Below are 22,333 nucleotides of genomic sequence, written 5' to 3'. Positions count from 1 at the left end.
CGGCGGCCTCAGACCTGGATGCGGCTCTCGACGGCCTTGACGATCTCTTCGACGGCCTCGTCGATGGAGACGCCGTTCTTCTGCTCGCCGTTCCGGTAGCGGAAGGACACGGCGTCCTTGGCGACGTCGTCGTCGCCGGCCAGGAGCATGTACGGAACCTTCTGCTTCTGGGCGTTGCGGATCTTCTTCTGCATCCGGTCGGAGGAGGTGTCGACCTCGACCCGGATGCCCCGCTCGCGCAGCCTGGCCGCGACCTTCTCCAAGTGCGCGACGTGGTCGTCGGCGATGGGGATGCCGACCGCCTGCACCGGGGCCAGCCACGGCGGCAGCGCACCCGCGTAGTGCTCCAGCAGCACGCCGAAGAACCGCTCGATCGAACCGAACAGCGCCCGGTGCAGCATGACGGGCTGCTGCCGCGAGCCGTCGGCGGCCTGGTACTCCAGGCCGAACCGCTTCGGCTGGTTGAAGTCGACCTGGATGGTGGACAGCTGCCAGGTGCGGCCGATGGCGTCCTTGGCCTGGACGGAGATCTTCGGACCGTAGAACGCCGCACCGCCGGGGTCGGCGACCAGGTCGAGCCCGGACTCGTCGGCGGCCTGCTTCAGGGCGGCGGTGGCCTCTTCCCAGTCCTCGTCGGAGCCGATGAACTTCTCCGACTCGTCGCGGGTGGACAGCTCCAGGTAGAACTCGTTCAGCCCGTAGTCGCGCAGGAGGCCGAGCACGAAGGCGAGCAGGCTCTTGATCTCGTCGCCCATCTGCTCGCGGGTGCAGTAGATGTGCGCGTCGTCCTGGGTCATGCCGCGCACGCGGGTGAGGCCGTGCACGACGCCGGACTTCTCGAACCGGTAGACGGAGCCGAATTCGAACAGCCGAAGCGGCAGCTCCCGGTAGGACCGCCCGCGCGCCCGGAAGATCAGGTTGTGCATCGGGCAGTTCATCGGCTTGAGGTAGTAGTCCGCCCCGTCCAGCTCCATGGGCGGGAACATGTCGTCCTTGTACCAGCCGAGGTGGCCGGAGGTCTGGAACAGGTCGCCCTTGGTGATGTGCGGGGTGTTGACGAACTCGTACCCCTCCTCCTCGTGCCGCCGCCGGGAGTAGTCCTCCAGGACCCTGCGGACGACGCCGCCCTTGGGGTGGAAGACCGCCAGGCCGCTGCCGATCTCGCTGGGGAAGGAGAACAGGTCGAGCTCGGCGCCGAGCTTGCGGTGGTCGCGCCGCTCGGCCTCCTCCAGCATCTTGAGGTATTCGTCCTGGCGCTCGCGGGACTCCCACGCGGTGCCGTAGATGCGCTGGAGCTGAGGGTTCTTCTCGCTGCCGCGCCAGTAGGCCCCGCCGGAGCGCATCAGCTTGAACGCGGGGATGACCCGGGTGGTCGGCAGGTGCGGACCGCGGCACAGATCCTTCCACTGCAGCTCGCCGGTCTTGGCGTCGAGGTTGTCGTAGATGGTCAGCTCGCCGCCGCCGACCTCCACGCTCTCCTCATCCGCGGCCTTGCCCTTGAGGCCGATCAGCTCGAGCTTGTACGGCTCGGCGGCGAGCTCCTCGCGGGCCTCGTCGTCGGCGACGACGCGGCGGGAGAAGCGCTGCCCCTGCTTGACGATCTCCCGCATCCGCTTCTCGATGCGCTTGAGGTCGTCGGGCTGGAACGGGTGCTCGACGTCGAAGTCGTAGTAGAAGCCGTTCTCGACCGGCGGGCCGATGCCGAGCTTGGCCTCGGGGAACAGCTCCTGCACCGCCTGCGCCATGACGTGGGCGGCGGAGTGGCGCATGATCGCGCGGCCCTCGGGCGAGTCGATCTGGATGGGCTCGACGACGTCGCCGTCGCGCAGGACGTACGCCAGGTCGCGCGCCTGGCCGCCGACGCGGGCGGCGATGACGGTGCGGCCGTCGGCTTCGAGCGCTTCTCCGGCGGTGGTGCCGGCCGCCACCACACGCTCGCTTCCGTCGAGGGTGATGCGCAGCTCAGACACGGGAACTCCTCGATGGTCAGGGATGTCGGGATCGAATGCTATCGATTGTGCGGGTCCGGGGGACGCCATCGACTCCATGGTCGCTCCTCTCGCGTGGCGGGAGCGACCCGGGACAGCAGGAAGGCCCCGGGATCGCTCCCGGGGCCTCGGCCGTGCAGGTCAGTGCAGGCGACCGTCGCGCCGGGACTCGCCCGGCGTCGTCGTCTCGAACATGGCCGCCATGAAGCCCATGCTATCAGCGCCCGATCGCGCGCCACGCGGCCTTTCGGGCGGCCGAGCCCGGCGCCACGTGCAGCCGCCCGTCGGCGCCGATGGCGCACACCTGGGTGCCGTCCGGCAGCGGCGCGGGCACCCCGATCAGCCGGGTGGGCGGCAGGACCCCGACAACCGGCGCCTCGCCGTCGAGGTGGGCCGCGGCCCGTACGGGCACCGTGGCGTCCCAGACGTTCGACGTCATCAGCCGGGAGATCGCCAGGGTACGGCCGGTCCACGGCTCGCGGAACATCACCTCGACCCGGCCGCCGACCGCCTCGGCCGCCAGCGGCGCGATCGCGCCCGCCACGGGCAGGGTTCCGGCGAAGGCGGGCGGCTTGCCCGGTGCGCGCTGGCGCCACCACAGGATCTGCGAGCGGGTCGCGGCGAACAGTTCGATCAGCCCGTCGTCGGTGACGACCGCGGCCAGGCCGTCCTGGACGTCGCCGTACCGGTGGTGCCTCTTCTTCGGCTGCGGCGAGATCACCTGGTTCAGGTCGACGCCCGGCAGGTCGGTCCACCGCGGGCTCCAGCCGCCGGGGCCGAGGAACCGGGCGCTCACTCCCCCGCGTCCGTTGCGCACGAACGCGGCGACCGTTCCGGAGCCGTCGGCCACGGCCACCGGGGTCCCGGCCTGGTTGCGGACCTTCTTCGGATCGGGACGGCCCAGCGACCGCCAGCCTCGCCGGTCGTACGCGACGACCTCGCCGGTGTCGGTGCGCAGGCCGAGGACCACCGGCCCGGCCGCGGCCACGGCCGGCGCCAGCGGGCCTCCCGGATCGCCGAGGGAGCGGGGGGCCGACCAGCGGCCGCCGGCCCGCCGCCAGACCAGCAGGCGGCCCGCGCCCACCGCGTACACGGCGTCCGCGGCGGTGAAGCCGGTGCCGCGCGGCCAGCGGTAGACCATGCGCGCCTCGTAGGCGTCCCAATGGGGGTTCTCGGCGCTGATGCGGTAGTCGTGCGCGGAGTAGGCCGCGAAGACCCGCCGCTTGTACCGGTTGTCGGCGTCGGCGAGGTTCACCGCCAGGTTGCGGATGTTGTAGTCCCGGTAGTTGACCTGCAGGAGCGGCTGCTCGGGATGGCGCGCGGCGTGGCGGCGCACCGCCTCGGCGGCGAAGTGCGCGGCGGCGATGTGATCGGGGTGGTCCGCGCTGTACCTCTCGTCCGGCGCGGTGTCCTGGGAGCGCACGACGGTCGGGCGGAAGCTCTGGATCAGGCCCGTGAGGGCGGTCAGCACGTCCTCCCGGCTCAGGCAGCGCCGGTACGGCGATCCCTCCGGGGCCTGCGTCCATCCGCACAGGTCCGCGTGGCCGGTGGCGCTCCACAGTCTGCCCAGCGTGTGCCATCCCAGGCTCGCCCGCGGGTCGCGCCCGTCCGGCACGAGCAGGAACACCAGCCGGATGTCCGGCCGGTCGGCCAGGGTGTACGACAGCAGCCGCAGCGCCCCCACCGTGAGGGTCTCCCGCCGCCACCGGTCGCGGACGCCGAGCATGAGGGCGTAGGCCGTCCGTACGCCGGTCTCCCGGTCGGCGACGTAGGCGTTCACGTCGTGGGTGTCGGGCGGGACGCCGGCCTTGCTCTCCCCCGCGCTCAGGTAGACGGTCAGGTGCGGTGAGCCGGCGCGCAGCGACTCCGAGAGGTCGGGGGTCATGAAGAGCAGGTCGTCGTCCTCGTGCGCGACGATCTGCAGGTAGCGCGCGCGGACCGCCGCCGTGCCCGGCGCGGCCGCGCTGTGGCGGTTCGCCGGCCGGTCGCCCCCCTCCGAGAGCAGGCCGAGACCCGTCCCCAGCGCCGCCGCGGCGACCGCGCCCACCAGGAAGAACCGGCGCCGCCCGAACCCCGGCGAAACGTGCTCAGGATCGGACGGTTCGGGGGGCATGCGGCACGGTCTCCAAGATCGGGATTAAGGAGGGCAACCGAACGAGTATCGCCGAATGCGGGCACTTCTGCGGCGGGAACGAAGGGCCTGCTCGTTCGAGTAAGCTTGGCGCGGCGAAGGGGAGTAGTCCCGCCGGCCGGTCGTCGACATACTGGAGCGCTCAGCGCTCCCGGTGCCCGGGCCCCGCGACAGGGGTGGACGAGACCTTCGGCTGCCGGTGACCGCTGTCCACCGTGAGCCGAGGTCGTCCCTCTGTCTCACGATGGCCGATTCTCGAGGAACACATGCTGCACGTCGTGATCCTGCTGGCCTGCGCCGTTGCGATCTATCTGTCCTGTGAATGGTTCGTCAACGCCGTGGAGTGGCTCGGCGTCCGTCTCAAGGTGGGACCGCTCGCCGTCGGCACCCTGCTGGCCGCGTTCGGCACGGCGCTCCCCGAGAGCGTCGTCACCTTCGTCGCCGTGGTGTTCGGTTCGGGCACCCAGCAGAAGGACATCGGCGTCGGCGCGGCGATGGGCGGTCCCCTGGCCCTGGCCACCGTCGCCTACGGCGTGACGGGCTTCATGCTGCTGACGAGACGGCGGAAGGTCCAGGCCGTCGCCCGTACGGTCGCGCCCGTCGGCGGCGGGACCACCACGGCCGCGCCGCCCGACGCCCCGGCCGGAGACACACCGCGGGACGATCTCGGCGACATCCGCAAGCTCGCCCGCGACCAGCGCTGGTTCCTCGCGATCTTCGTCGTCAAGGTCGCGCTGGGGCTGGTCGCCTTCGCGTTCAAGCCGTGGCTCGGCCTGCTGTTCTTCGCCGCGTACGCCGTCTACTTCTGGCGGGAGCTGCGCGACGGCGGTGAGCACGGCGACGGCGCCGACCTCGAGCCGCTGCTCCTGCAGCGCCGCCGCGAGGTGCCCGCGACCTGGGCGGTCATCGTGCAGACCCTCGTCACCCTCGTGATCATCTTCTTCGCGTCGCAGCTGTTCGTCCACCAGCTCGACGTGATCGGCCCGATGATCGGCCTGCCCGCGGCGGTCACCGCGCTGCTGCTGTCTCCCATCGCCACCGAGCTGCCCGAGATCATGAACGCGATCATCTGGGTCCGCCAGGGTAAGACGCCGCTCGCCCTGGCCAACATCAGCGGCGCGATGATGATCCAGGCGACCGTGCCGTCCGGGCTGGGCATCCTGTTCACGCGGTGGCGGTTCGACTCCGCGCTGCTCCTGGCCGGGCTGGTGACGATGGCGGCCATGGTCTACCTGCTGACGATGCTGTGGAGGGGCCGCCTGACCGCCCGGTCGCTGACCGTGGCGACCGTCTTCTACGTGGTCTTCGGTCTCGGCCTGATCCCGATCCTGGCCTGATCGGCGAAGCGCGGCCGAGCGCCGGCCGGTGTGACCGGCCGGCGCCCCGCCGCCGGCGTCAGGACTTGTTCGCGAGGCGGCTGCGCACGTCGTCCATGTCGAGGGCACGGACCTGCTCGATCAGGCTCTCCAGCGACTCGGCGGGAAGCGCGCCGGGCTGGGCGAACACGATGACCCCGTCGCGGATCGCCATGATCGTCGGGATCGACGTGATGTCGAAGCGTGCGGCCAGGTCCTGCTCGGCCTCGGTGTCGACCTTGCCGAAGACGACGTCCTCGTGCTTGGCCGAGGCCTCCTCGTAGATCGGCGCGAACATCCGGCACGGCCCGCACCAGCTCGCCCAGAAGTCGACCAGCACGATGCCGTCGCCGCTCGCCGTCTTGTCGAAGTTCTCGGCGGTCAGTGTCGTCGTGGCCATTGAAGCTCCTCGTCATCGAATGCCGGCGACCCGTCGGGCCGCCACGCACTCGACAACGTCGCAGTGGGGGCGGTGATTCCATCACCCCCCGCGACCCGGCCGGCGGGCCGGCGTCTCTTGGAAGCGGGGTTCTCGGTGGTGTGACCGCCCGGTAGGTCACACCACCGAGAATCCGGGCTTTCCCGCTCCTACTTCGAGGATGCGGTTCCGGATCCGGTCAGCAGCAGGTGAGGTCGCCCGGTGACGGTACGGCCAGGGCGACGGTCACCGAGGCACTCGACCGGGCCGTCGCGGCGGACGCCGATGTGACGGAACCGGCGGTGCCGCTCACGATCAGTGACGCGATAGTAGAAACGAAGACCAGTGCTATGGCCCTGCGCAGACGTGACATTCTTTCTTATCCTTTCCTGTGGCAGTGTCATTTTCTTCTAGAGGCGGGCGAGATGCCAGAGCAAGAATCACTCGGTGAACGGATTCGGACTTTGCGGCTGCGCAAGAACCTCTCTCAGGCACAGCTCGCCTGGCCGGAACTCTCCGACAGCTACGTCTCACTCATCGAAAGCGGCAAGCGCACGCCGGCGCCGAGCATGATCGCGTTGCTGGCCCGCAAGCTCGACTGCTCCGAGTCATATCTGCTGACCGGAGTCAGCGAGGAGGCGATCGCGGGCCTCCGGGAGACCCTGCGTTACGCGCACATCGCCCTGGAGAACGGCGCGGCCGACGAGGCACGGATCCGTTTCGCCGAGGTTCTGGCCCACCCGGCCGTGACCGATATTCCGGGGCTCGCTCACGAAGCGTGCTGGGGGCACGCCCTCGCGCTCGAGGCGACCGGCGCACTGAAGGAGGCGATCGGGGAGCTGGAGCGCGCGGCGGAGATGATCTCGCCCACCACCGAGCCCGACCAGTGGGCCCGGGTCCACACCGCGCTGATCCGCTGTCACCGGCAGCTCGGCGACCTGACCACCAGCATCCAGGTCGGCGAGGAGGCTCTGGACCAGCTCACCGTCATGGGCGGCCAGTGGAGCGACGCGATGGTGATGCTCGGCTCCACGATCCTCGCCGCGTACATCCACCGCGGTGACCTCGCGTACGCGCGCCAGTTCGCCGACATGCTGACCACGCGGGCGGAGGCCATCGGCACGCCCAAGGCGCGGATGGCCGCCTACTGGAACGCCGCCTGGGCGGCGGAGCTCAGCGGCGACGCCCCCGGCGCCCTCAAACTGGCCGAGCGCGCCATCGCGCTCCTGGGCGAGGAGGACGACGCCCGCAACCTGAGCCGGCTCCGGGGAGCCTACGGTCACTTCCTGCTCTGCGCGCGGCCGGACCGGGCAGAGGAGGCACTCGACGTGCTCCGCCAGGCCCAGCGCGAGATGGAGTCCACCGCGACGAGCACCGTGGACCTCGCCGCCTGCCTGCTGCACCAGGCGCGCGCGGAGATCCTGCTCGGCAACGCGGTGGAGGCGGCGAGCCTGGCCCGGCGGGCGGCCGACCTTCTCGGCGACACCGCGGGACAGGACATCGCGGAGGCCTACACGGTGCTGTCCGAGGCGCAGGCGCACCTCGGACAGCGGGAGGAGGCGGTGGCCGCCCTGTTCCAGGCGGTGGACTACCTGGAGAAGATGGAGGCGCACCGGCCCGCGGCGCGCGCCTGGTTCGACCTGGCGGAGCTGCTGGGCGCGGCGGGTCAGGCCGACGGGCAGAAGGTGGCCTTCCAGCGCGCCCTCGCCTGCATGGGACTGTGACCGCGAAACGCTTGCCGGGCGTCGACCGATGAGATTCTGACCGGAACCGATCAGCGCTGCGGCGCGTCTGTGTTCTCGTTGAATGAAAGGTTTCTCCGGAGAAGCCGGATGAAGCCTGAAGGTACGACTCTCGGAGGAAGACGTGATGGTTCGGCGGATCCGGCTGGCGACGGCGGCGATCGTGGGACTCGTGCCGGCGTTGCTCGCGCTGTCGGCCTGCGGCCACTCTCACCACCACGTGGTGCACCACCACGTCGTACACCACCACGTCGTCCACCACGTGGTGGTGCACCACCACCACTGACGCGACCTGCGGGGCGGGCCGGGGCCACTCCCCCGGCCCGCCCCTCCGCGTTCGGGCGTTCCCCTCTTGACGTAGGTGCGGAACCGACTCATCCTCGGAGCTTGTTAGGAAACCTTCCTAACAACCGCCGGAGTGCCGGCACGCCGGACCGGCGACGCACGCAGTGTCCCTTCCGAGGAGCCCGCCATGTTCCACCGAACGGCCCGGACGACCGCCCTCGCGACCGTGACCGCCGCCCTCTCCCTCCCCCTCATCACCATGACCGGCCCAGCCGGCGGCGCGTCGGCCGCCGGCTCGGAGCCGGTCCGGGCGGCCGCCGTCCCCGCCCATCCCTTCCCGGCGCACGTGACGTACCGGACCGGTGTCCTGCCGTCCGTCGGTCAGTCCGCGCGGGACGCCGCCGTCAAGAAGCAGTACGACTCCTGGAAGAGCAAGTACCTGCGCGCCGCCTGCGGCGGATACCTCGTCTACGCGACCGGAGACGCGCCGAACAAGGGCACCGTCTCCGAGGCGCAGGGCTACGGCATGAACATCGTGCCGCTGATGGCCGGGTACGACGCGAACGCCCAGGCGGAGTTCGACGGGCTGTGGCACGTCGTGTCGACCCACCGCGACTCCCACGGCATGATGCAGTGGAAGATCGACGGCAGCTCCTGTAAGTACGCCGACTCCGGCACGCCGGACGCCGCGACCGACGGCGACCTGGACGTCGGCTACGGCCTCATCCTCGCCGACCGGCAGTGGGGCGGCTACACCACCGCCGCCAAGGACTGGCTGGCGAAACTGTACGCCGCGGACGTGGCCCCCGACGGCCATCTCAAGTGCGAGGACGACGGGCCGACCACCGACACGCGCCCGTCCGACCACATGCTCGACCACCTGCGCGCCTTCGCCGCGTACGACCCCGCGCACGACTGGAACAAGGTCGTCACCCGCACCGAGGCCGTGATCCAGGAGTTCACCGCGAAGTACTCCCCCACCGCGAACCTGCTGTCGGACTTCGTGGTGAACGCGAACACCACCGCCCCGAAGCCGGCCCCCGCCGACTACCAGGAGAGCCAGCCGGACGACATCGTCGGGTACAACTCCGTGCGCGTGCCGTGGCACATCGGCACCGACGCCCTCCTGTACGGCTCGTCCGTGAGCATCGGCGTCGCGACGAAGGAGTCCGCGAGCTACAAGAGCCACGCCGGCGGCGACCCCGCCAAGATCTACCCGCACACGAAGCTCGACGGCACGCCCACGCAGACCGGCGACCAGTCCGAGGCCGCCAACGACCCCGTCGGTGTCGCCGCCATGGCCGCCGGAGACCAGGGCTGGACCGACAAGCTCTGGAACTTCCTGGCCGGCAACCCGTACGGCGACACGTACTACGGCGAGACGATCAAGATGCTCGTCTACATCGTCATGGCCGGTGACTACTGGTCGCCCGTGAGCTGAGGCGGCACGAAGCGGACCGCGGCCGGTGACCCTGGTCACCGGCCGCGGTCGTCGCCCGTACCGCTCCGGTCGGCACGCCGCCGACCGGCCGGCGCCTACTTGAGCGCTCGGATCGCCGTGGCGGCGCCCGGGGCCTTCAGATCGACGAACGCCGGCGTGACGTCGAGCGGCACGCTGTAGCCGCGCAGGGTCACCGGGCCGTGGATCACGGTGCCGCGGTTGACGTCGAACCACTTCCCCGTCGGCAGGAACACGTCACGGGTGACGCCGCTGCTCAGCTTCGGCGCGGCGAGAACCGCCGGGCCGAGCATCCACTCGTCGTTCACCGTGTACGCCCTCGCGTCCTTCGGGAAGTCGAAGAACAGCGGCCGCATGATCGGGTCGCCGGTCGCGACACTGTGCCGCACCTGGTCCCAGATGTAGGGCGCGAGCCGGCCGTGCGCCTGGACGGCGTCGCGGTACCGGTCGATCGTCTCCTGGTCGTAGGAGACCGGCTTGCCGGTCGTCGTGTCGTTGGTTCCGGCGGGGGACGTCGAGGAGTACATCAACGGCATCAGCGAGGCCGCCTGGGCCCACCGGATGAGGACCTCCTTGGTCGGGGCGGGCTGGCCGAGCGAGCCGCCGACCATGTCGGTCTCGACGAACGGGTAGCCGATCGTGGAGATCGCGAGGTTCTGCGCCACGGAGGCGGCGAGGGAGTCCCAGCCGGTCCCCTTGTCGACCTGGCGGATGACGAAGCCGGTCTGCTGCGATCCGCTCCAGTGCACGCGGATGCCGGCGCCCTGCAGATCGAACTGGTCGGCGAGCTGCGCGCCGAGCCGCTGGTAGTCGGCGCGCTGGTAGCCCTCATCGGGGGCGCAGGTGTCGTCGAAGAAGCGGGTGTCGAACTTGAAGCCGTCCACCCGGTAGGTGCTCATCAGCTTCTTCAGGTTCGCGACGTACCAGGCCTTGGCGTCGGGGTTGGCCAGGTCGACGATGCCGGCGGTGCCGTTCCACCAGCTCACCGTGCAGGGCTTGGCGGGGTCGGCCTTGTCCTTCAGCAGGTAGCCGTGGTCGGCGGCGTACCGGTAGTTGGTGGAGTCCAGGTTGATCCACAGGGTGACCCAGATGCCGAAGTCGTAGCCCATCGCGTGGATCCGGTCCGACATCGCACGGGCGTCGGGGAAGGTCCTGGTGTCGAAGGTCAGGTTGCCGTAGTTGGACTCCCACCGGTCGTCGAGCTGGATCGTGTGCCCGGGGATGCCGTCGTCGTGCAGCTTCTGCGCGTAGTCGAGGAGCTTGGCCTGGTCGACGTTCGTGTAGAACTGCGCCCAGGAGTTCCACAGCGGCTCGGCGAACTGCGTGTACGTGGCGTCGCTCTTGGCGGGCTTGCCCACCACGCCGGTGTGGTCGCGGTAGACCTGGAAGGGGTCCGCCTCCACGAAGACGGTGGCGTTGTAGGTGCCGCCGGAGTCGACGGTGAAGCGGCCGAGGCCGTCCTTCGCGTCGTTGATGGCGACGTCCATGACCTCGTCGGTGTCGACGAGCAGCCCGGTGGCGCTGGAGGTGTACCAGAACGGGTCGACCACCTCGTACGACGCCGGCCCGAAGGCGTCGTCGTGCACGTCGCCGGCGTCCAGTGGCCACGGCTGGTCGGTGTACGGACCGCCGCCCGGGGTCGCCGTCTCGCCGTGGCCGTACCAGTGACCCGCGGACTTCAGGTCGAAGGCGAGGCCCAGCCGGTCGGCGGCGCCGCCCTTGACGCTCCAGGACAGGGCGTAACGGTCGGGCTTCGGCGTGATCAGCGCCTCGGCGGTGACGCCGTCCCGCGTGGTGGCGGTGTCGAGGCGCAGCACGCCGTTCTTCCAGGACCAGCCGGTGACGCGGGTGGCCCGCTGCCAGGTCCCACCGTCGCGGAAGCGCAGGCCGCCGGTCGTGCCGCCCGCGGTGGCCAGGACCGTGCGCCCGCCCCGCGTGGTCGTGATGGTCAGTGATTCGGTGGCGACCTTGACGGAGTACCCCGGCGCTCCGGCCGAGGGGGGCACTCTGAGGGTCACCGAGCGGGCATCGTGGGTCACCCGCGGACCGGCGGCGGCGTCCGCGGCGGGCACCGCGGCGAGGGAGCCCAGCGTCAGCGTTGCGAGAGAGACGGCGATCGCGACCGGTCGGTCACGCCATGACAGCACCCGGTACCTCCCGAGAGGGGTCTGCGGGCTGGTGCCCCCATTCCGGCCCGTGCCTGATCATGATCGATCGTGCTCAGTTTTGGCCTCAAACGCGCACATGTCAACGTTTAGGGTGGTTGTCCTGCTCACGCGTACTGCGGCTTCGCCTCTCCGGCGGTCAGGGCGACTCGGGCAGCGTGTCGAGATGACGCAGGATGACGCCCTCTCTCAGCGCCCAGGGGCAGACCATGACCTCGGACAGCTCGAACAGGTCCATCGCGGCGTCCGCGACGATCGCCCCGGCGACGAGCTGCGGCGCCCGGCCCGGCGACACCCCCGGCAACTCGGCGCGCTCGTCCGCGCTCATCCCGGCCAGCCGTTCGGCCCACTCGACGAGATCCGCGTGACTGAGCACCCGCTGGACCAGCGGGCCCTGCCCGGTCGGCGCGGCTCCGGCGATCCGGGCGAGCTGCTTGAACGTCTTGGAGGTCGCCACGGCGTGATCCGGCGTGCCGCGCCGCGTCACCCCGGAGACCTCGCGGGCGATCGCCGCCCGGACGTACTTGCGGAGCGCGCGCACCTCCTCGGGCGGCGGCGGATCGGCGGTGAACCAGTCACGGGTCAGCCTCCCCGCTCCCAGCGGCACGGACGTCGCGAAGTCCGGGTCCTCGTCGGCGCCCGCGGCGATCTCGAGGGAACCGCCGCCGATGTCGAGGAGCAGCAGGCGACCGGCCGACCAGCCGAACCACCGGCGTGCGGCCAGGAAGGTCAGCCGCGCCTCCTCCTCGCCGGGGAGCACCCGAAGGTCCACGCCGCTCTCGGCGCGCACCTTCGCGAGGACGTCCTCACCGTTGGCCGCCTCGCGGACCGCCGAGGTGGCGAACCCGATGAGGCGTTCCACTCCCTTGTCCTCGGCGATGCGCACGGCGTCCGCGACGAAGCTCTCCAGCAGCGCCGCCCCCTCCTCGGACAGCCGGTCGCCCTCCAGGTGGGCGGCCAGCCGCAGCTCTTCCTTGTGGGAGAAGGCGGGCAGCGGCGCCGCGCCGTGGTGTGCGTCGACCACCAGCAGGTGAACGGTGTTCGATCCGACATCCAGGACACCGAGTCTCATGGCCGCACGTTACCGGCCCTTTGGCCCGGTCCGCCCGGCGGCGTCCGGCCGCACCCGGCCGCGGGCCGATTCGGCCGGGCCGCCGCACGAGGAACGGCCCCGAGCGACAGTCCGGAGTGACGGTCCTGGGCGACGGCCACGGGCGATGGTCCGGATCAGCGGCCGATGCCCCGCAGTACGGCGGCGACCACGGCGTCGATCTCCTCCTGCGGAACGGAAGCGGTGTCCGGTGCCGCGGAGCTGCGCAGCAGCGAAGACAGGATCGCCTCGTGACAGACGCCGACCATCATCCGGGCCGCCGGCTCCACCGGCGCGTCCGGCGCCAGCCGCCCCAGGTCCCGCTCCGCCCGCAGGTAGCCGACCAGCCGATCGCGCCAGTCGTCCCCCGGCCGCGCCAGGTCGGCGAACCTGGCGAGGACCTCGGGCCGGCCGAGCAACCCGGCGAACGCCGGGAGGATCGCCCGGTGCAGGTCCAGGCCGTGGGCGAGGTAGGCGCGCAGGTTGCCCTCGACCGTTCCACCGCCCGGCTCGGGAAGCGCGCCGAGGGCGCTCTCGACGGCCCGTACCCGCGCCTGCAGAGCGTGGGCCAGCAGCTCCTCCTTGTCGGCGAAGTGGTTGTAGAGCACTCCGTCGGCGACCCCGGCCGCGCGGGCGATCGCGCGCACGGTGAGCCCGGCCGTGCCGCGTTCGGAGATCAGGCGTTCGGCGGTGGCGATCAGGTGGGCGCGCAGGCTCTGCTCTCCGCCGCCGTCGCGGAGCGCCGCCGCTCTTCTCGGTGCCATCGGCACGCATCGTAGTGAAGCCGCGCCGGGAGACGGCCCCTCAGACGGACCGCGGCCCCTCGACGGGGCAGGGTCGCTCGGCGGTGCACGAGCCTCAGGCCGGGCGCGGCCCTTCGGGCGAGACGGGGCCGCTCGGCGGCGCGCGGGCCTCAGGCGGGACGGCGAGCGGTCACGAGCCAGGCCGTGCCGCGGAGCCGGACGCCGTCGGGCCGGGCGAAGGGCCGGAGGGCGGTCGTGAGCGCGTCACTCGCCCGGGCGGCCGCCTCCGCGCCCGCCTGGCGCAACTGGTACCTGACCGGCCCCCAGTCGCGGATGAACCCGGCGGCGTCGGCGAGGTCCCGACCCCAGGCCTGCTCCGCCTCGACGAGCGTGCAGGCGATCTCCCCGAATCCCGCTTCGGTCAGCACCTGCCGTACGCGTGCGGGGTCCGCGAACGACGTCGGGCCGGTGCCGTCGGGCCCGGTGGGCCGCGGCAGGTGGGCGGCCATGGCCCCGAAGACGGCACCCAGGTCGGTGCCCTCGAGACCGGTCATGCACACGAAGGCCAGGCGCCCGCCCGACCGGAGCGCGCGGCCGACGTTGGCGAACGCGGCGACCGGATCGGCGAAGAACATCACGCCGAACCGGCTGATCGCCGCGTCGAAGCCGCCCACGGGGAAGGCGTGGACCTGGGCGTCCGCCTGCTCGAAGGTCACGTTGGCCAGGCCCTCCTCGGCGGCCCGGGAGCGAGCTCGGGCGAGCATGGGCGCGGACAGGTCGATCCCGTGGACCCGGCCGGACCGGGCCGTACGGGCGGCGAGTCGCGTCAGCTGCCCGTTGCCGCAGCCGATGTCCACCACCCGGTCCCGCTCCCCGATCGCGGCCGCGTCCAGCACGAACCGGTTGAAGCCGCTGTTCACGGCGTCGTACCGGTCCGCGTGACCGGCCCAGTGCTGCCCCTCGTACCCGTTCCACGCCTCGGCCTGCGCGGCGTTGACGATCTGCGACATCACGGCTCCTCGATCAACGAAATGAACACACGTTCATGAACATGCGTTCATGATGATCCGGGGCGCGGCCGATCGTCAAGGACCCCGGGGCCGCACACCCGCCGAACCGCACCCCCAAGGCAGCGGCGACCACCCCGGCGCCTCACGCCCGAATGAGGGTGCTCAGCGGTTTCCATAAGTCGCGTCCGCAGGGTCTTGACGACGGACCAGTTGCGTGAGAACGTTCTCTGCAATCGAGACGAGAGAACGTTCTCTAGAGCGCCGACCAGCGTCGTTCGGCCTTCGACAACGCGCGTGAACTCAGCACTGTGTGCGGTGCCTTCTCCCCTCCACCAGCCCCGTTCGACCTCCCGGCATCACGCCGTCTCCCCGAAGCATTGGAGAATCGATGAGAAAGCTTCCCGCGGCACGAGCGGCGGTCGCCGCGCTCGCGGTGTCCCTGCTCACGGTGACCGGCTGCGGCTCCGGCTCGAAGACACAGTCCGCGCAGGCGGGCACCGCCACCGGCGTCGCCAAGGCGGGCGTCCTCAAGGTCGGCACCACCAACAACATGAAGCCGTACTCCTACGAAGAGAACGGCAAACTCGCCGGCTTCGAGATCGACCTGATCGACGCCGTCGCGCAGAAACTGAACCTCAAGACGAGTTTCGTCTCCCTCGACTTCTCCGCGCTGCTGCCCGCCGTCAACAACCGGCAGTTCGACACGGCCGCCGCGGCCGTCGGCATCACCGCGCCGCGCAAGAAGATGGTCGACTTCTCCGACGGCTACCTCGCCGGCTACTTCGGCGTGCTGACCCGCCCCGACAGCGGCATCACCTCCGACGTCGGCTCCGTGAAGGGCAAGAAGGTCGCGGTCCTGCAAGGCTCGATCGAGGACGCGAACACGGGCACCTTCATCCCCGGCGCGAACATCGTGCGATTCCCCGACGACAACTCCGCCGACCTGGCCCTGAAGAACAAGCGGGTCGACGCGTTCTTCAACGACTTCGACCCGAACCTGGCCATCATCAAGAAGTACTCCGACCTGCACCTCGTCCAGCCGATCACCATCCCGGCGACGGCCTTCCCCGCCGGTTGGGCGGTGCGCAAGGGCAACACCAAGCTGGTCACCGCGCTCAACGGCGCGCTCAAGCAGGTCGTGGCCGACGGCACCTGGCTGAAGCTGTACAAGCAGTACTTCCCGCAGGATCCGGTGCCCACCGGCAGCCAGCTGCCCCCGTACACCGCCAAGGGGTAAGTCGTGAACGACCTTCTCCGGAACTTCTTCGACTGGCAGCTGATCCGCCAGGTCCTGCCGGACCTGCTGACCTACGGCCTGCGCAACACGCTGGTCCTCGCGATCGCGTCCTCACTGCTGGGCAGCGTGATCGGGATGGTGCTGGCCATCATGGGTCTGTCGCAGCGCTGGTGGCTGCGGCTGCCGGCCCGGATCTACACCGACCTGTTCCGTGGCCTGCCCGCGGCGCTGACCATCCTCATGGTCGGTGAGGGCGTGTTCTCGGCGCAGGTCAGCTGGCTGGCGTCGCCGTACCCGGTGGCCATTCTGGCGCTGAGCCTGATGTCCGCCGCCTACATCGGAGAGATCTTCCGATCCGGGATCCAGAGCGTTGAGAAGGGCCAGGGGGAGGCGTGCCGGGCCCTGGGCATGACCCACGGACAGGCGCTGCGCCTGGTGGTCGTGCCCCAGGGCGTGCGGCGGGTGCTGCCGGCGATGGTCAACCAGTTCATCGCCATCATCAAGGACTCCAGCCTCGTCTACTTCCTCGGCCTGGTCACCAGCCAGCGTGAGCTGTTCCGCATCGGTCAGGACAGCTCGGTGGCCACCGGGAACCTGTCACCGCTGCTGGCGACCGGCCTGTGTTACCTGCTGCTGACCGTCCCCCTGACCCACCTGGTGAACCACATCGACCGCCGGCTGCGCGAGGGCTCACGCCGTGCCCTGGTCGCCGATGAGGCGCCGGCCGTCAACGCGGAAGGAGCGCTCGCGTGACGTCGTCAGAGCCGTCCGCCATGACCGAGCGAAGCGAGGGCATCAATTGGCACGGCACCTTGGTCATGGGGCCGACGAAGGAGGCTCCATGACCGGGCGGCGTTACAAAGGCTCGTCGCTGGAGGCCCGCGACATCCGGATCAGGTTCGGTCCGCTGGAGGTCCTGCGCGGCGCCGACCTCCTGGCTCCCGCCGGGAAGGTCGTGTGCGTCATCGGCCCTTCCGGCTCGGGCAAGTCCACGATGCTGCGGTGCCTCAACGGTCTGGAGACGCGGACCGCCGGGCAGGTGCTGCTGGACGGCGAGGACACCTCGGCCCTGGACGTCAACGTGCTGCGGCAGCGCATCGGCATGGTCTTCCAGCATTTCAACCTGTTCCCCCACAAGACCGCGCTGCAGAACGTTACGCTCGCTCTGACCACCGTCAAGAAGATGTCGAAGGACCAGGCCACCGCGACCGCCATGCAGCGCCTCAAGGACGTCGGCCTGGCCGACCGCAGCGGGCACCGGCCCGCGCAGCTGTCCGGCGGCCAGCAGCAGCGCGTCGCCATCGCCCGCGCCCTGGCGATGGAGCCCGAGGTCATGCTGTTCGACGAGGTGACCAGCGCGCTCGACCCGGAGCTGGTCAAGGGCGTGCTCCAGCTGATGGCCGAACTCGCCCGTGGGGGGATGACGATGGTCGTCGTCACCCACGAGATGGGTTTCGCCCGTCAGGTCGCCGATACGGTGGTGTTCATGGACGCCGGTGTGGTCGTCGAGGCCGGTCCGCCCGAGCAGATCTTCGACGCGCCCGAGTCGCCCCGGCTGAAGAAGTTCCTGGCGCAGGTCCTGTGATGGCAGGCGGTACAGGCGCCAGGAACGGCCGGCGACGCCCGACCGTGGCCGACGTCGCCCGTGAGGCCGGCGTCTCGGTGGCCACGGCCGGGCGCGCGCTCGGAAACTACGGCCGCGTCCGCGACGACCTGCGCGAACGTGTCCAGGCGGCGGCCGCGCGGCTGGGGTATGAGCCGAACGTCGTCGCGCGCAGCATGCGCTCCGGCGGCACCCGGAGCATCGGATTCGTCGCGGCGGACATCGCCAACCCCTACTTCGCCGCCGCGATGCGCGGGGTGTGCGACGTCGCCCACGAGGAGGGCTACGAGGCGATCCTGTTCAACGTCGACGACCGGCTCGACGTCGAACGCAACGCGATCAAGGTCCTGCTGGAGAAGCAGATCGACGGCATCGTCGTGTCGCCGATCTCGGTGACCGACATGGGCCACCTCCGGCGGGCCCAGGAGCGCGGCGTCCCGGTGGTGTTGCTCGACCGGACCGGCGCCGGGATGAACGCCGACAGCGTCGTCATCGACAACGAGGCCGCCGCCTACGACGCGGTGGCGCACCTGCTGGAACTCGGGCACCGACGGGTGGGCCTGGTCGCGTCCGTGGTCCCGCACGAGAGGCCGGAGCTGTTCGTGCGGGAGGACACCGGCCGGCTGGGCGTACGGGGCGCGGCGCGTCCGTCGATCGACCGCGTCCGCGGATACCTCGCCGCGCTGGACGCCTACGACGCCGTCTCCGCGCGAGAGCTGGTCCGCTTCACGTACCTCGACGCGGTCGGGTCCGCCGAGGCGGAGGCCGACGCGCTGTTGGCCCTGGCCGAGCCGCCCACGGCCGTGTTCGCCGCCGACAACGTCACCACCCAGGGGGCGTTCACGGCCGCGCGCAAGCGGGGCGTGAAGATCCCCACCGAGATGTCGCTGGTCGGCTTCGACGACCTGGACTGGACCGCCCTCGTCGACCCGCCCGTGACCGTGGTGGCCCAGTCCCCCATGGACATGGGCCGCACCGCCGCCGAGCGCCTGTTCCGCCGCATCAAGGGAGAGGACCAGCCGGGCGAGCGGATCGTTCTCCCGACCCGCCTCGAGGTCCGGTCCAGCACCACCCCGCTCTGACGCGCCCCGCGTCGGTTCATGCGCGCCGTCTCCGTACGGCATCGCCACTCGATCATTGAAAGGCTCTGTCATGCGTACTTCCCTGTCCCGGCCGCGTGTCGCCGTCCTGGGCGGCGGCATCATCGGAGTGTCGACCGCGGCGCGGCTCGCCCGGCGCGGAGCGGACGTCGTCCTGGTCACGGCGGGCCGGCCGGCCGACGGGGCGAGCGGCCGCTCACTGTCGTGGCTGAACTCCTTCGGCGGCGATCGCTCCGAGGCGTACCACCGGCTGCGGGTGCTGGGGATCGACCGGTACCGCACGTTCGCGAACCGTGTTCCGGCCTCCGCCGGCTGGCTCAAGTTCGACGGTGGCCTGACCTGGGCGCCTCCCGGGGAGGCCGACGGGCATCGGGCCGCGTTCGAGCACATGCGGCGCAACGGGTACGACGCGCACTGGCTCGCCCGGGACGAGGTGGCCGACTGGACGCCCGGCGTCGACCCGGCCGCGATCTCCGACGAGGGGGCGATCTTCAACCCGGGTGAGGGCTGGGTCGACCTGGTGCCGCTCATCTCGTGGCTCGTGGACGACCTCACGGCGGCCGGCGGCCGCGTCGTCGAGGGCGCCGGTGCCGCGTCCGTCACCGTCGAAGGCGACCGGGTCGCCGCGGTGCGGACGGCGTCGGGCGAGCGGATCGAGGTGGACGCCGCCCTGGTGGCGACGGGAGCGGACGTTCCGCGCATGGCCCGGGAGTTCGGCGCGGCCATCGACGACGCGACGCCGCCGGCGCTGCTCGTGCGCGCCAGGCCGGCCGGCACCGAGCTGCGGGCCGTGCTGAACACTCCGCGGGTCGCCGTACGCCCGGCTCCCGGCGGTGCGCTGATGATGGACTCCGACGCCGCCGCGCGAGAGGTCGTCGAGCAGGCCGACGGCACGTACGAGGTCAAGGAGGCCACCGTGGAGGGGCTGCTGCGCGAGGCGTCCGCGGTGCTGGCCGGTAACCCCGCGCTCGTCCTCGACTCCTACGGGGTGGGCCGCAAGCCGATCCCCGGCGACGGTGAGCCGGTGTTCGGCGAGCTCGACCAGGTGAGGGGCCTGCACGTGGCCTTCACACACAGCGGTGCGACGCTGGGGCTGATCGCCGGTGAGCTGCTCGCCGACGAGATCGTGACCGGGGAGGCCAACCCGCTGCTCGAGGCGTTCCGCCCCGGCCGTTTCCAGTGACACCGAGAAAGGACGGATCCACCATGACCGCACCGCTGCGCATCGGCCTCGCCGGATACGGCTTCGGCGGCCGGTACTTCCACGCGCCGCTGCTCGCCTCGGCCCCGGAGTGCGCGTTCCTGGGGGTCGTCACGACCTCCCCCGAGCGGCGGAAACAGGTCGCCGCCGAGCTGGACCGGCCGGCGTACGCGTCGCTGGAGGAGCTGGCCGCCGCCGGGGCCGAGGCGGTGGCGATCTCGACACCGGCCGACACCCACATCCCGTTGACGCGGCAGGCGCTCGAACTCGGTCTCGCGGTGGTCTGCGACAAGCCCTTCGCGCCGGACGCGGGCGCCGCACGGCAGACCGTGGAGCTGGCCGAACGGCTGGGCGTCACCCTGACGGTCTACCAGAACCGCCGCTGGGACTCCGACTTCCGCACGCTGCGGCGGCTCGTCGACGCGGGGACGCTCGGCACGCTGACGCGGTTCGAGTCGCGGTTCGAGCGGTTCGCGCCCGACCCGGGGCCGCCGGCCGCGGGCGGCGGCACGCTGCTGGACTTCGGCAGTCACCTCGTCGACCAGGCGCTCGTGCTGTGCGGTCCGGTCGAGCGGGTGTACGCCGAGTGGCACGTCGGCGATGGCGGGCTCGACGACGACGTGTTCGTCGCGCTGACCCACCGGGACGGCGCGCGGTCTCACCTGTGGGGCAGCTGGCGGCAGGGGGCGCCGGGCCCGCGGTTCCGCGCGAGCGGCACCGCCGGCGCGTACATCGTCGACGGCGTGGACGGTCAGGAGGCGCTGCTGCTCGCCGGCGCCTCCCCGGCCTCGGAGGGCGATCGCTGGGGCGCCGAGCCGGAGGAGCGCTGGGGACGGGTACTGCGCGGGGACCACGCCGAGACCGTCCCGTCGGAGCGCGGCCGGTGGGATCGGTTCTATCCGGCGTTCGCCGCGGCGGTGCGCGGGACCGGCCCGCTCCCCGTCGACCCGTGGGACGCGGTCGCGACGGCGACGGTCCTCGACGCCGCGCGCGCCAGCGCGACGACCGGCGACGTGGTCCGCCTTCTCTGATCCGGAGGCGCGGGGTACTTCGATCGACCGCACTTGCGCTCAGAAGATGATCGCGGCGAACCGGGAGAAATTGACAGGATAGGGCGCAGACCCATCGGACGGCAGTGAGGGATGCCCGTGAGCGAGAGTTCCACCAGCCCCCGACCGGCGCCGACGCCGGAGATCGACACGAGCGTCCCCCACTCCGCCCGCGTCTGGAACTACTGGCTGGGCGGTAAGGACAACTATCCGGTCGACCGCGCGGCCGGCGACCAGTACCGGGAGATCTTCCCCGGCATCGTCGACACCGCCCGCGCCGCCCGCCATTTCCTCGCCCGCGCCGTACGGCACCTGGCCGGTGAGGAGGGCATTCGGCAGTTCCTCGACGTGGGCACCGGCCTGCCGACGGTCGACAACACCCATGAGGTGGCGCAGCGCGTCGCGTCCGACTGCCGGATCGTCTACGTCGACAACGATCCGCTGGTCCTCGCGCACGCCCGCGCGCTGCTGACGAGCTCCGCCGAGGGCAGGACCGACTACATCGACGCCGACATGCGCGCGCCCGAGAAGATCGTCCAGGCGGCGGCCGGCACGCTCGACCTGACCCGCCCCGTCGCGCTGATCTTCATGGGCGTGCTGGGCCACCTCGAGGACTACGAGGAGGCCCGGTCGATCGTCCGGCGGCTGATGGACGCGCTCCCCTCCGGCAGCTTCCTCGCGCTCGCCGACAGCGTCGACGTCGGAGCGGCCCACCGGGAGGCGAGCCGGCGCTACAAGGACAGCGGCGCGATCCCCTACCACCTGCGCACGCCGGAGCAGATCACCGGTTTCTTCGCGGGCCTGGAGCCGGTCGAGCCGGGCGTCGTGCCGATTCAGCGGTGGCGCCCCGAACCGGACCCGTTCGGCCCGCCCAGGGAGGTCGCGACCCTCGGCGGCGTCGCCCGCAAGCCCTGAGCCGCCGGGGTCCGGTCAGGCTGACCGCTCGCCGGAGACCTCCGCGAGGACGTTCCGCGCCTGGCGGACGACGGCGAGGTCGACGAAACCGCCGTCGGGGAGGGCCACGGCCCCGGTCCCCGTCGCGTCGCCCTCCTCGTAGGCCGCGACGATCCGGCGGGCGGCGGCGACCTCCTCGGCGGTCGGCCGGTACACCTCGGCGATCACCGGCAGCTGGGCGGGGTGGATCGCCGCCCGCCCCCGGAACCCGAGGGCGCGGCCGAGCCGGCAGGACGCGGCCAGCCCGTCCAGGTCGCGGATGTCGGGATGGACCGACTGGACGGGAGCGGGCAGACCGGCGGCCCGCGCCGCCACGACGATCCGTGACCGCGCCCACGCCAGCCCGGTCTCGTCGGCCACGCCGAGGTCCGCCTTGAGGTCGGCCTCGCCGAGCCCGATGGAGGCCACCGCCGGGTGGGCGGTCGCCAGGTCGTGCGCCCGCTCCACGCCCAGCGCGGACTCCAGGAGCAGGTGCAGGCCGGTCCCCGGGACGAGATCCGCGATCCGCCGTACCTGGTCCACGGACTCGATCTTCGGCAGGCGGACGCCGTCCGTCGCTGCAAGCAGTCCGGCGAGGGCCGTCAGGTCGGCGCGGCCCCAGTCGGACCGCACGTCGTTGACGCGGACCTGGACCGGGCGCGTCGGCTCCGCCAGCAGGGCGGCGACGTGCTCTCGTGCCCGGTCCTTGTGCGCCGGGGCGACGGCGTCCTCCAGGTCGAGGATCACCACGTCCGCGTCGGTGGCGAGCGCCTTGGCCACCCGGTCGGGCCGGTCGGCGGGGACGTACAGCAGCGTCGTCATTC

The 22,333-nt window shown here is 71.5% G+C and carries 19 protein-coding genes; 11 read left to right on the top strand and 8 right to left on the bottom strand.

Going from position 1 to position 22,333, the window contains the following annotated elements; genetic code table 11:
• Nucleotides 1–8: 8 nt before the first annotated feature.
• Nucleotides 9–2,039 (bottom strand): threonine--tRNA ligase, encoded by a 2,031-nt coding sequence (gene thrS, locus NE234_RS26090; protein WP_406567075.1) that lies wholly within the window; start codon nucleotides 2,037–2,039, stop codon nucleotides 9–11.
• 166 nt (nucleotides 2,040–2,205) lie between these two features.
• Nucleotides 2,206–4,101: a PIG-L family deacetylase gene (locus NE234_RS26085; RefSeq protein WP_252783274.1), complete on the bottom strand. Its 1,896-nt coding sequence runs from the start codon at nucleotides 4,099–4,101 to the stop codon at nucleotides 2,206–2,208.
• Nucleotides 4,102–4,385: 284 nt separating this feature from the next.
• Between NE234_RS26085 and NE234_RS26080 the strand changes: the two genes are divergently transcribed.
• A complete protein-coding gene (locus tag NE234_RS26080) occupies nucleotides 4,386–5,456 on the top strand; it encodes a sodium:calcium antiporter (protein ID WP_252783273.1) in 1,071 nt (356 codons plus the stop codon).
• 58 nt (nucleotides 5,457–5,514) lie between these two features.
• Here NE234_RS26080 and trxA read toward each other — a convergent pair whose 3' ends face one another.
• Nucleotides 5,515–5,874, bottom strand: coding sequence for a thioredoxin (gene trxA / locus NE234_RS26075; protein WP_252783272.1), 360 nt, complete (start codon nucleotides 5,872–5,874; stop codon nucleotides 5,515–5,517).
• Between the two features lie 443 nt (nucleotides 5,875–6,317).
• Between trxA and NE234_RS26070 the strand changes: the two genes are divergently transcribed.
• From NE234_RS26070 to NE234_RS26060, 3 genes are all read left to right on the top strand, one after another.
• Complete coding sequence (locus NE234_RS26070) at nucleotides 6,318–7,616, top strand: helix-turn-helix domain-containing protein (RefSeq protein ID WP_256529356.1); 1,299 nt, start codon at nucleotides 6,318–6,320, stop codon at nucleotides 7,614–7,616.
• A gap of 145 nt (nucleotides 7,617–7,761) precedes the next feature.
• Complete coding sequence (locus NE234_RS26065) at nucleotides 7,762–7,920, top strand: hypothetical protein (protein ID WP_252783270.1); 159 nt, start codon at nucleotides 7,762–7,764, stop codon at nucleotides 7,918–7,920.
• A gap of 186 nt (nucleotides 7,921–8,106) precedes the next feature.
• Nucleotides 8,107–9,360 carry a glycosyl hydrolase family 8 gene (locus tag NE234_RS26060; protein WP_252783269.1) on the top strand — a complete coding sequence of 418 codons (1,254 nt, stop codon included), beginning with the start codon at nucleotides 8,107–8,109 and terminating at the stop codon, nucleotides 9,358–9,360.
• A gap of 95 nt (nucleotides 9,361–9,455) precedes the next feature.
• Here the strand turns inward: NE234_RS26060 and NE234_RS26055 are convergent, their stop codons facing one another.
• The 4 genes from NE234_RS26055 to NE234_RS26040 form a co-directional block, all read right to left on the bottom strand.
• Nucleotides 9,456–11,525 carry a glycoside hydrolase family 31 protein gene (locus NE234_RS26055; RefSeq protein ID WP_252783268.1) on the bottom strand — a complete coding sequence of 690 codons (2,070 nt, stop codon included), beginning with the start codon at nucleotides 11,523–11,525 and terminating at the stop codon, nucleotides 9,456–9,458.
• 157 nt (nucleotides 11,526–11,682) lie between these two features.
• Nucleotides 11,683–12,615, bottom strand: coding sequence for a Ppx/GppA phosphatase family protein (locus tag NE234_RS26050; RefSeq protein ID WP_252783267.1), 933 nt, complete (start codon nucleotides 12,613–12,615; stop codon nucleotides 11,683–11,685).
• A gap of 155 nt (nucleotides 12,616–12,770) precedes the next feature.
• Nucleotides 12,771–13,397 carry a TetR/AcrR family transcriptional regulator gene (locus NE234_RS26045; RefSeq protein ID WP_252783266.1) on the bottom strand — a complete coding sequence of 209 codons (627 nt, stop codon included), beginning with the start codon at nucleotides 13,395–13,397 and terminating at the stop codon, nucleotides 12,771–12,773.
• Between the two features lie 149 nt (nucleotides 13,398–13,546).
• Entirely contained in the window at nucleotides 13,547–14,386 is an 840-nt protein-coding gene (locus NE234_RS26040) for a class I SAM-dependent methyltransferase (protein ID WP_252783265.1), read from the bottom strand.
• Nucleotides 14,387–14,774: 388 nt separating this feature from the next.
• On the opposite strand from NE234_RS26040, the gene NE234_RS26035 reads away from it, so the two are divergent.
• The 7 genes from NE234_RS26035 to NE234_RS26005 all read left to right on the top strand — a co-directional run bounded on the left by NE234_RS26035 (nucleotide 14,775) and on the right by NE234_RS26005 (nucleotide 21,491).
• Complete coding sequence (locus NE234_RS26035) at nucleotides 14,775–15,623, top strand: ABC transporter substrate-binding protein (RefSeq protein ID WP_252783264.1); 849 nt, start codon at nucleotides 14,775–14,777, stop codon at nucleotides 15,621–15,623.
• A gap of 3 nt (nucleotides 15,624–15,626) precedes the next feature.
• On the top strand, nucleotides 15,627–16,376 hold the full coding sequence (locus NE234_RS26030) for an amino acid ABC transporter permease (RefSeq protein ID WP_252783263.1): 750 nt from the start codon (nucleotides 15,627–15,629) through the stop codon (nucleotides 16,374–16,376).
• An 88-nt stretch (nucleotides 16,377–16,464) separates the two neighbouring features.
• Nucleotides 16,465–17,208 (top strand): amino acid ABC transporter ATP-binding protein, encoded by a 744-nt coding sequence (locus NE234_RS26025; RefSeq protein ID WP_252783262.1) that lies wholly within the window; start codon nucleotides 16,465–16,467, stop codon nucleotides 17,206–17,208.
• Nucleotides 17,208–18,308, top strand: a complete 1,101-nt coding sequence (locus tag NE234_RS26020; protein ID WP_252783261.1) for a LacI family DNA-binding transcriptional regulator — start codon at nucleotides 17,208–17,210, stop codon at nucleotides 18,306–18,308. Before NE234_RS26025 ends, NE234_RS26020 begins: the two co-directional genes overlap by 1 nt.
• A gap of 70 nt (nucleotides 18,309–18,378) precedes the next feature.
• Nucleotides 18,379–19,509, top strand: a complete 1,131-nt coding sequence (locus NE234_RS26015; protein ID WP_252783260.1) for an NAD(P)/FAD-dependent oxidoreductase — start codon at nucleotides 18,379–18,381, stop codon at nucleotides 19,507–19,509.
• Nucleotides 19,510–19,532: 23 nt separating this feature from the next.
• Nucleotides 19,533–20,558 carry a Gfo/Idh/MocA family protein gene (locus tag NE234_RS26010; RefSeq protein WP_252783259.1) on the top strand — a complete coding sequence of 342 codons (1,026 nt, stop codon included), beginning with the start codon at nucleotides 19,533–19,535 and terminating at the stop codon, nucleotides 20,556–20,558.
• A gap of 117 nt (nucleotides 20,559–20,675) precedes the next feature.
• Entirely contained in the window at nucleotides 20,676–21,491 is an 816-nt protein-coding gene (locus NE234_RS26005) for an SAM-dependent methyltransferase (protein ID WP_252783258.1), read from the top strand.
• Between the two features lie 15 nt (nucleotides 21,492–21,506).
• Here the strand turns inward: NE234_RS26005 and NE234_RS26000 are convergent, their stop codons facing one another.
• Nucleotides 21,507–22,331 (bottom strand): HpcH/HpaI aldolase/citrate lyase family protein, encoded by an 825-nt coding sequence (locus NE234_RS26000; protein ID WP_252783257.1) that lies wholly within the window; start codon nucleotides 22,329–22,331, stop codon nucleotides 21,507–21,509.
• Between the last annotated feature and the right edge of the window lie 2 nt (nucleotides 22,332–22,333).

This window comes from Actinoallomurus rhizosphaericola (assembly GCF_024055675.1).
GTDB classification, from domain to species: domain Bacteria; phylum Actinomycetota; class Actinomycetes; order Streptosporangiales; family Streptosporangiaceae; genus Actinoallomurus; species Actinoallomurus soli.
This window is presented reverse-complemented; position numbering and strand designations above follow the sequence as displayed.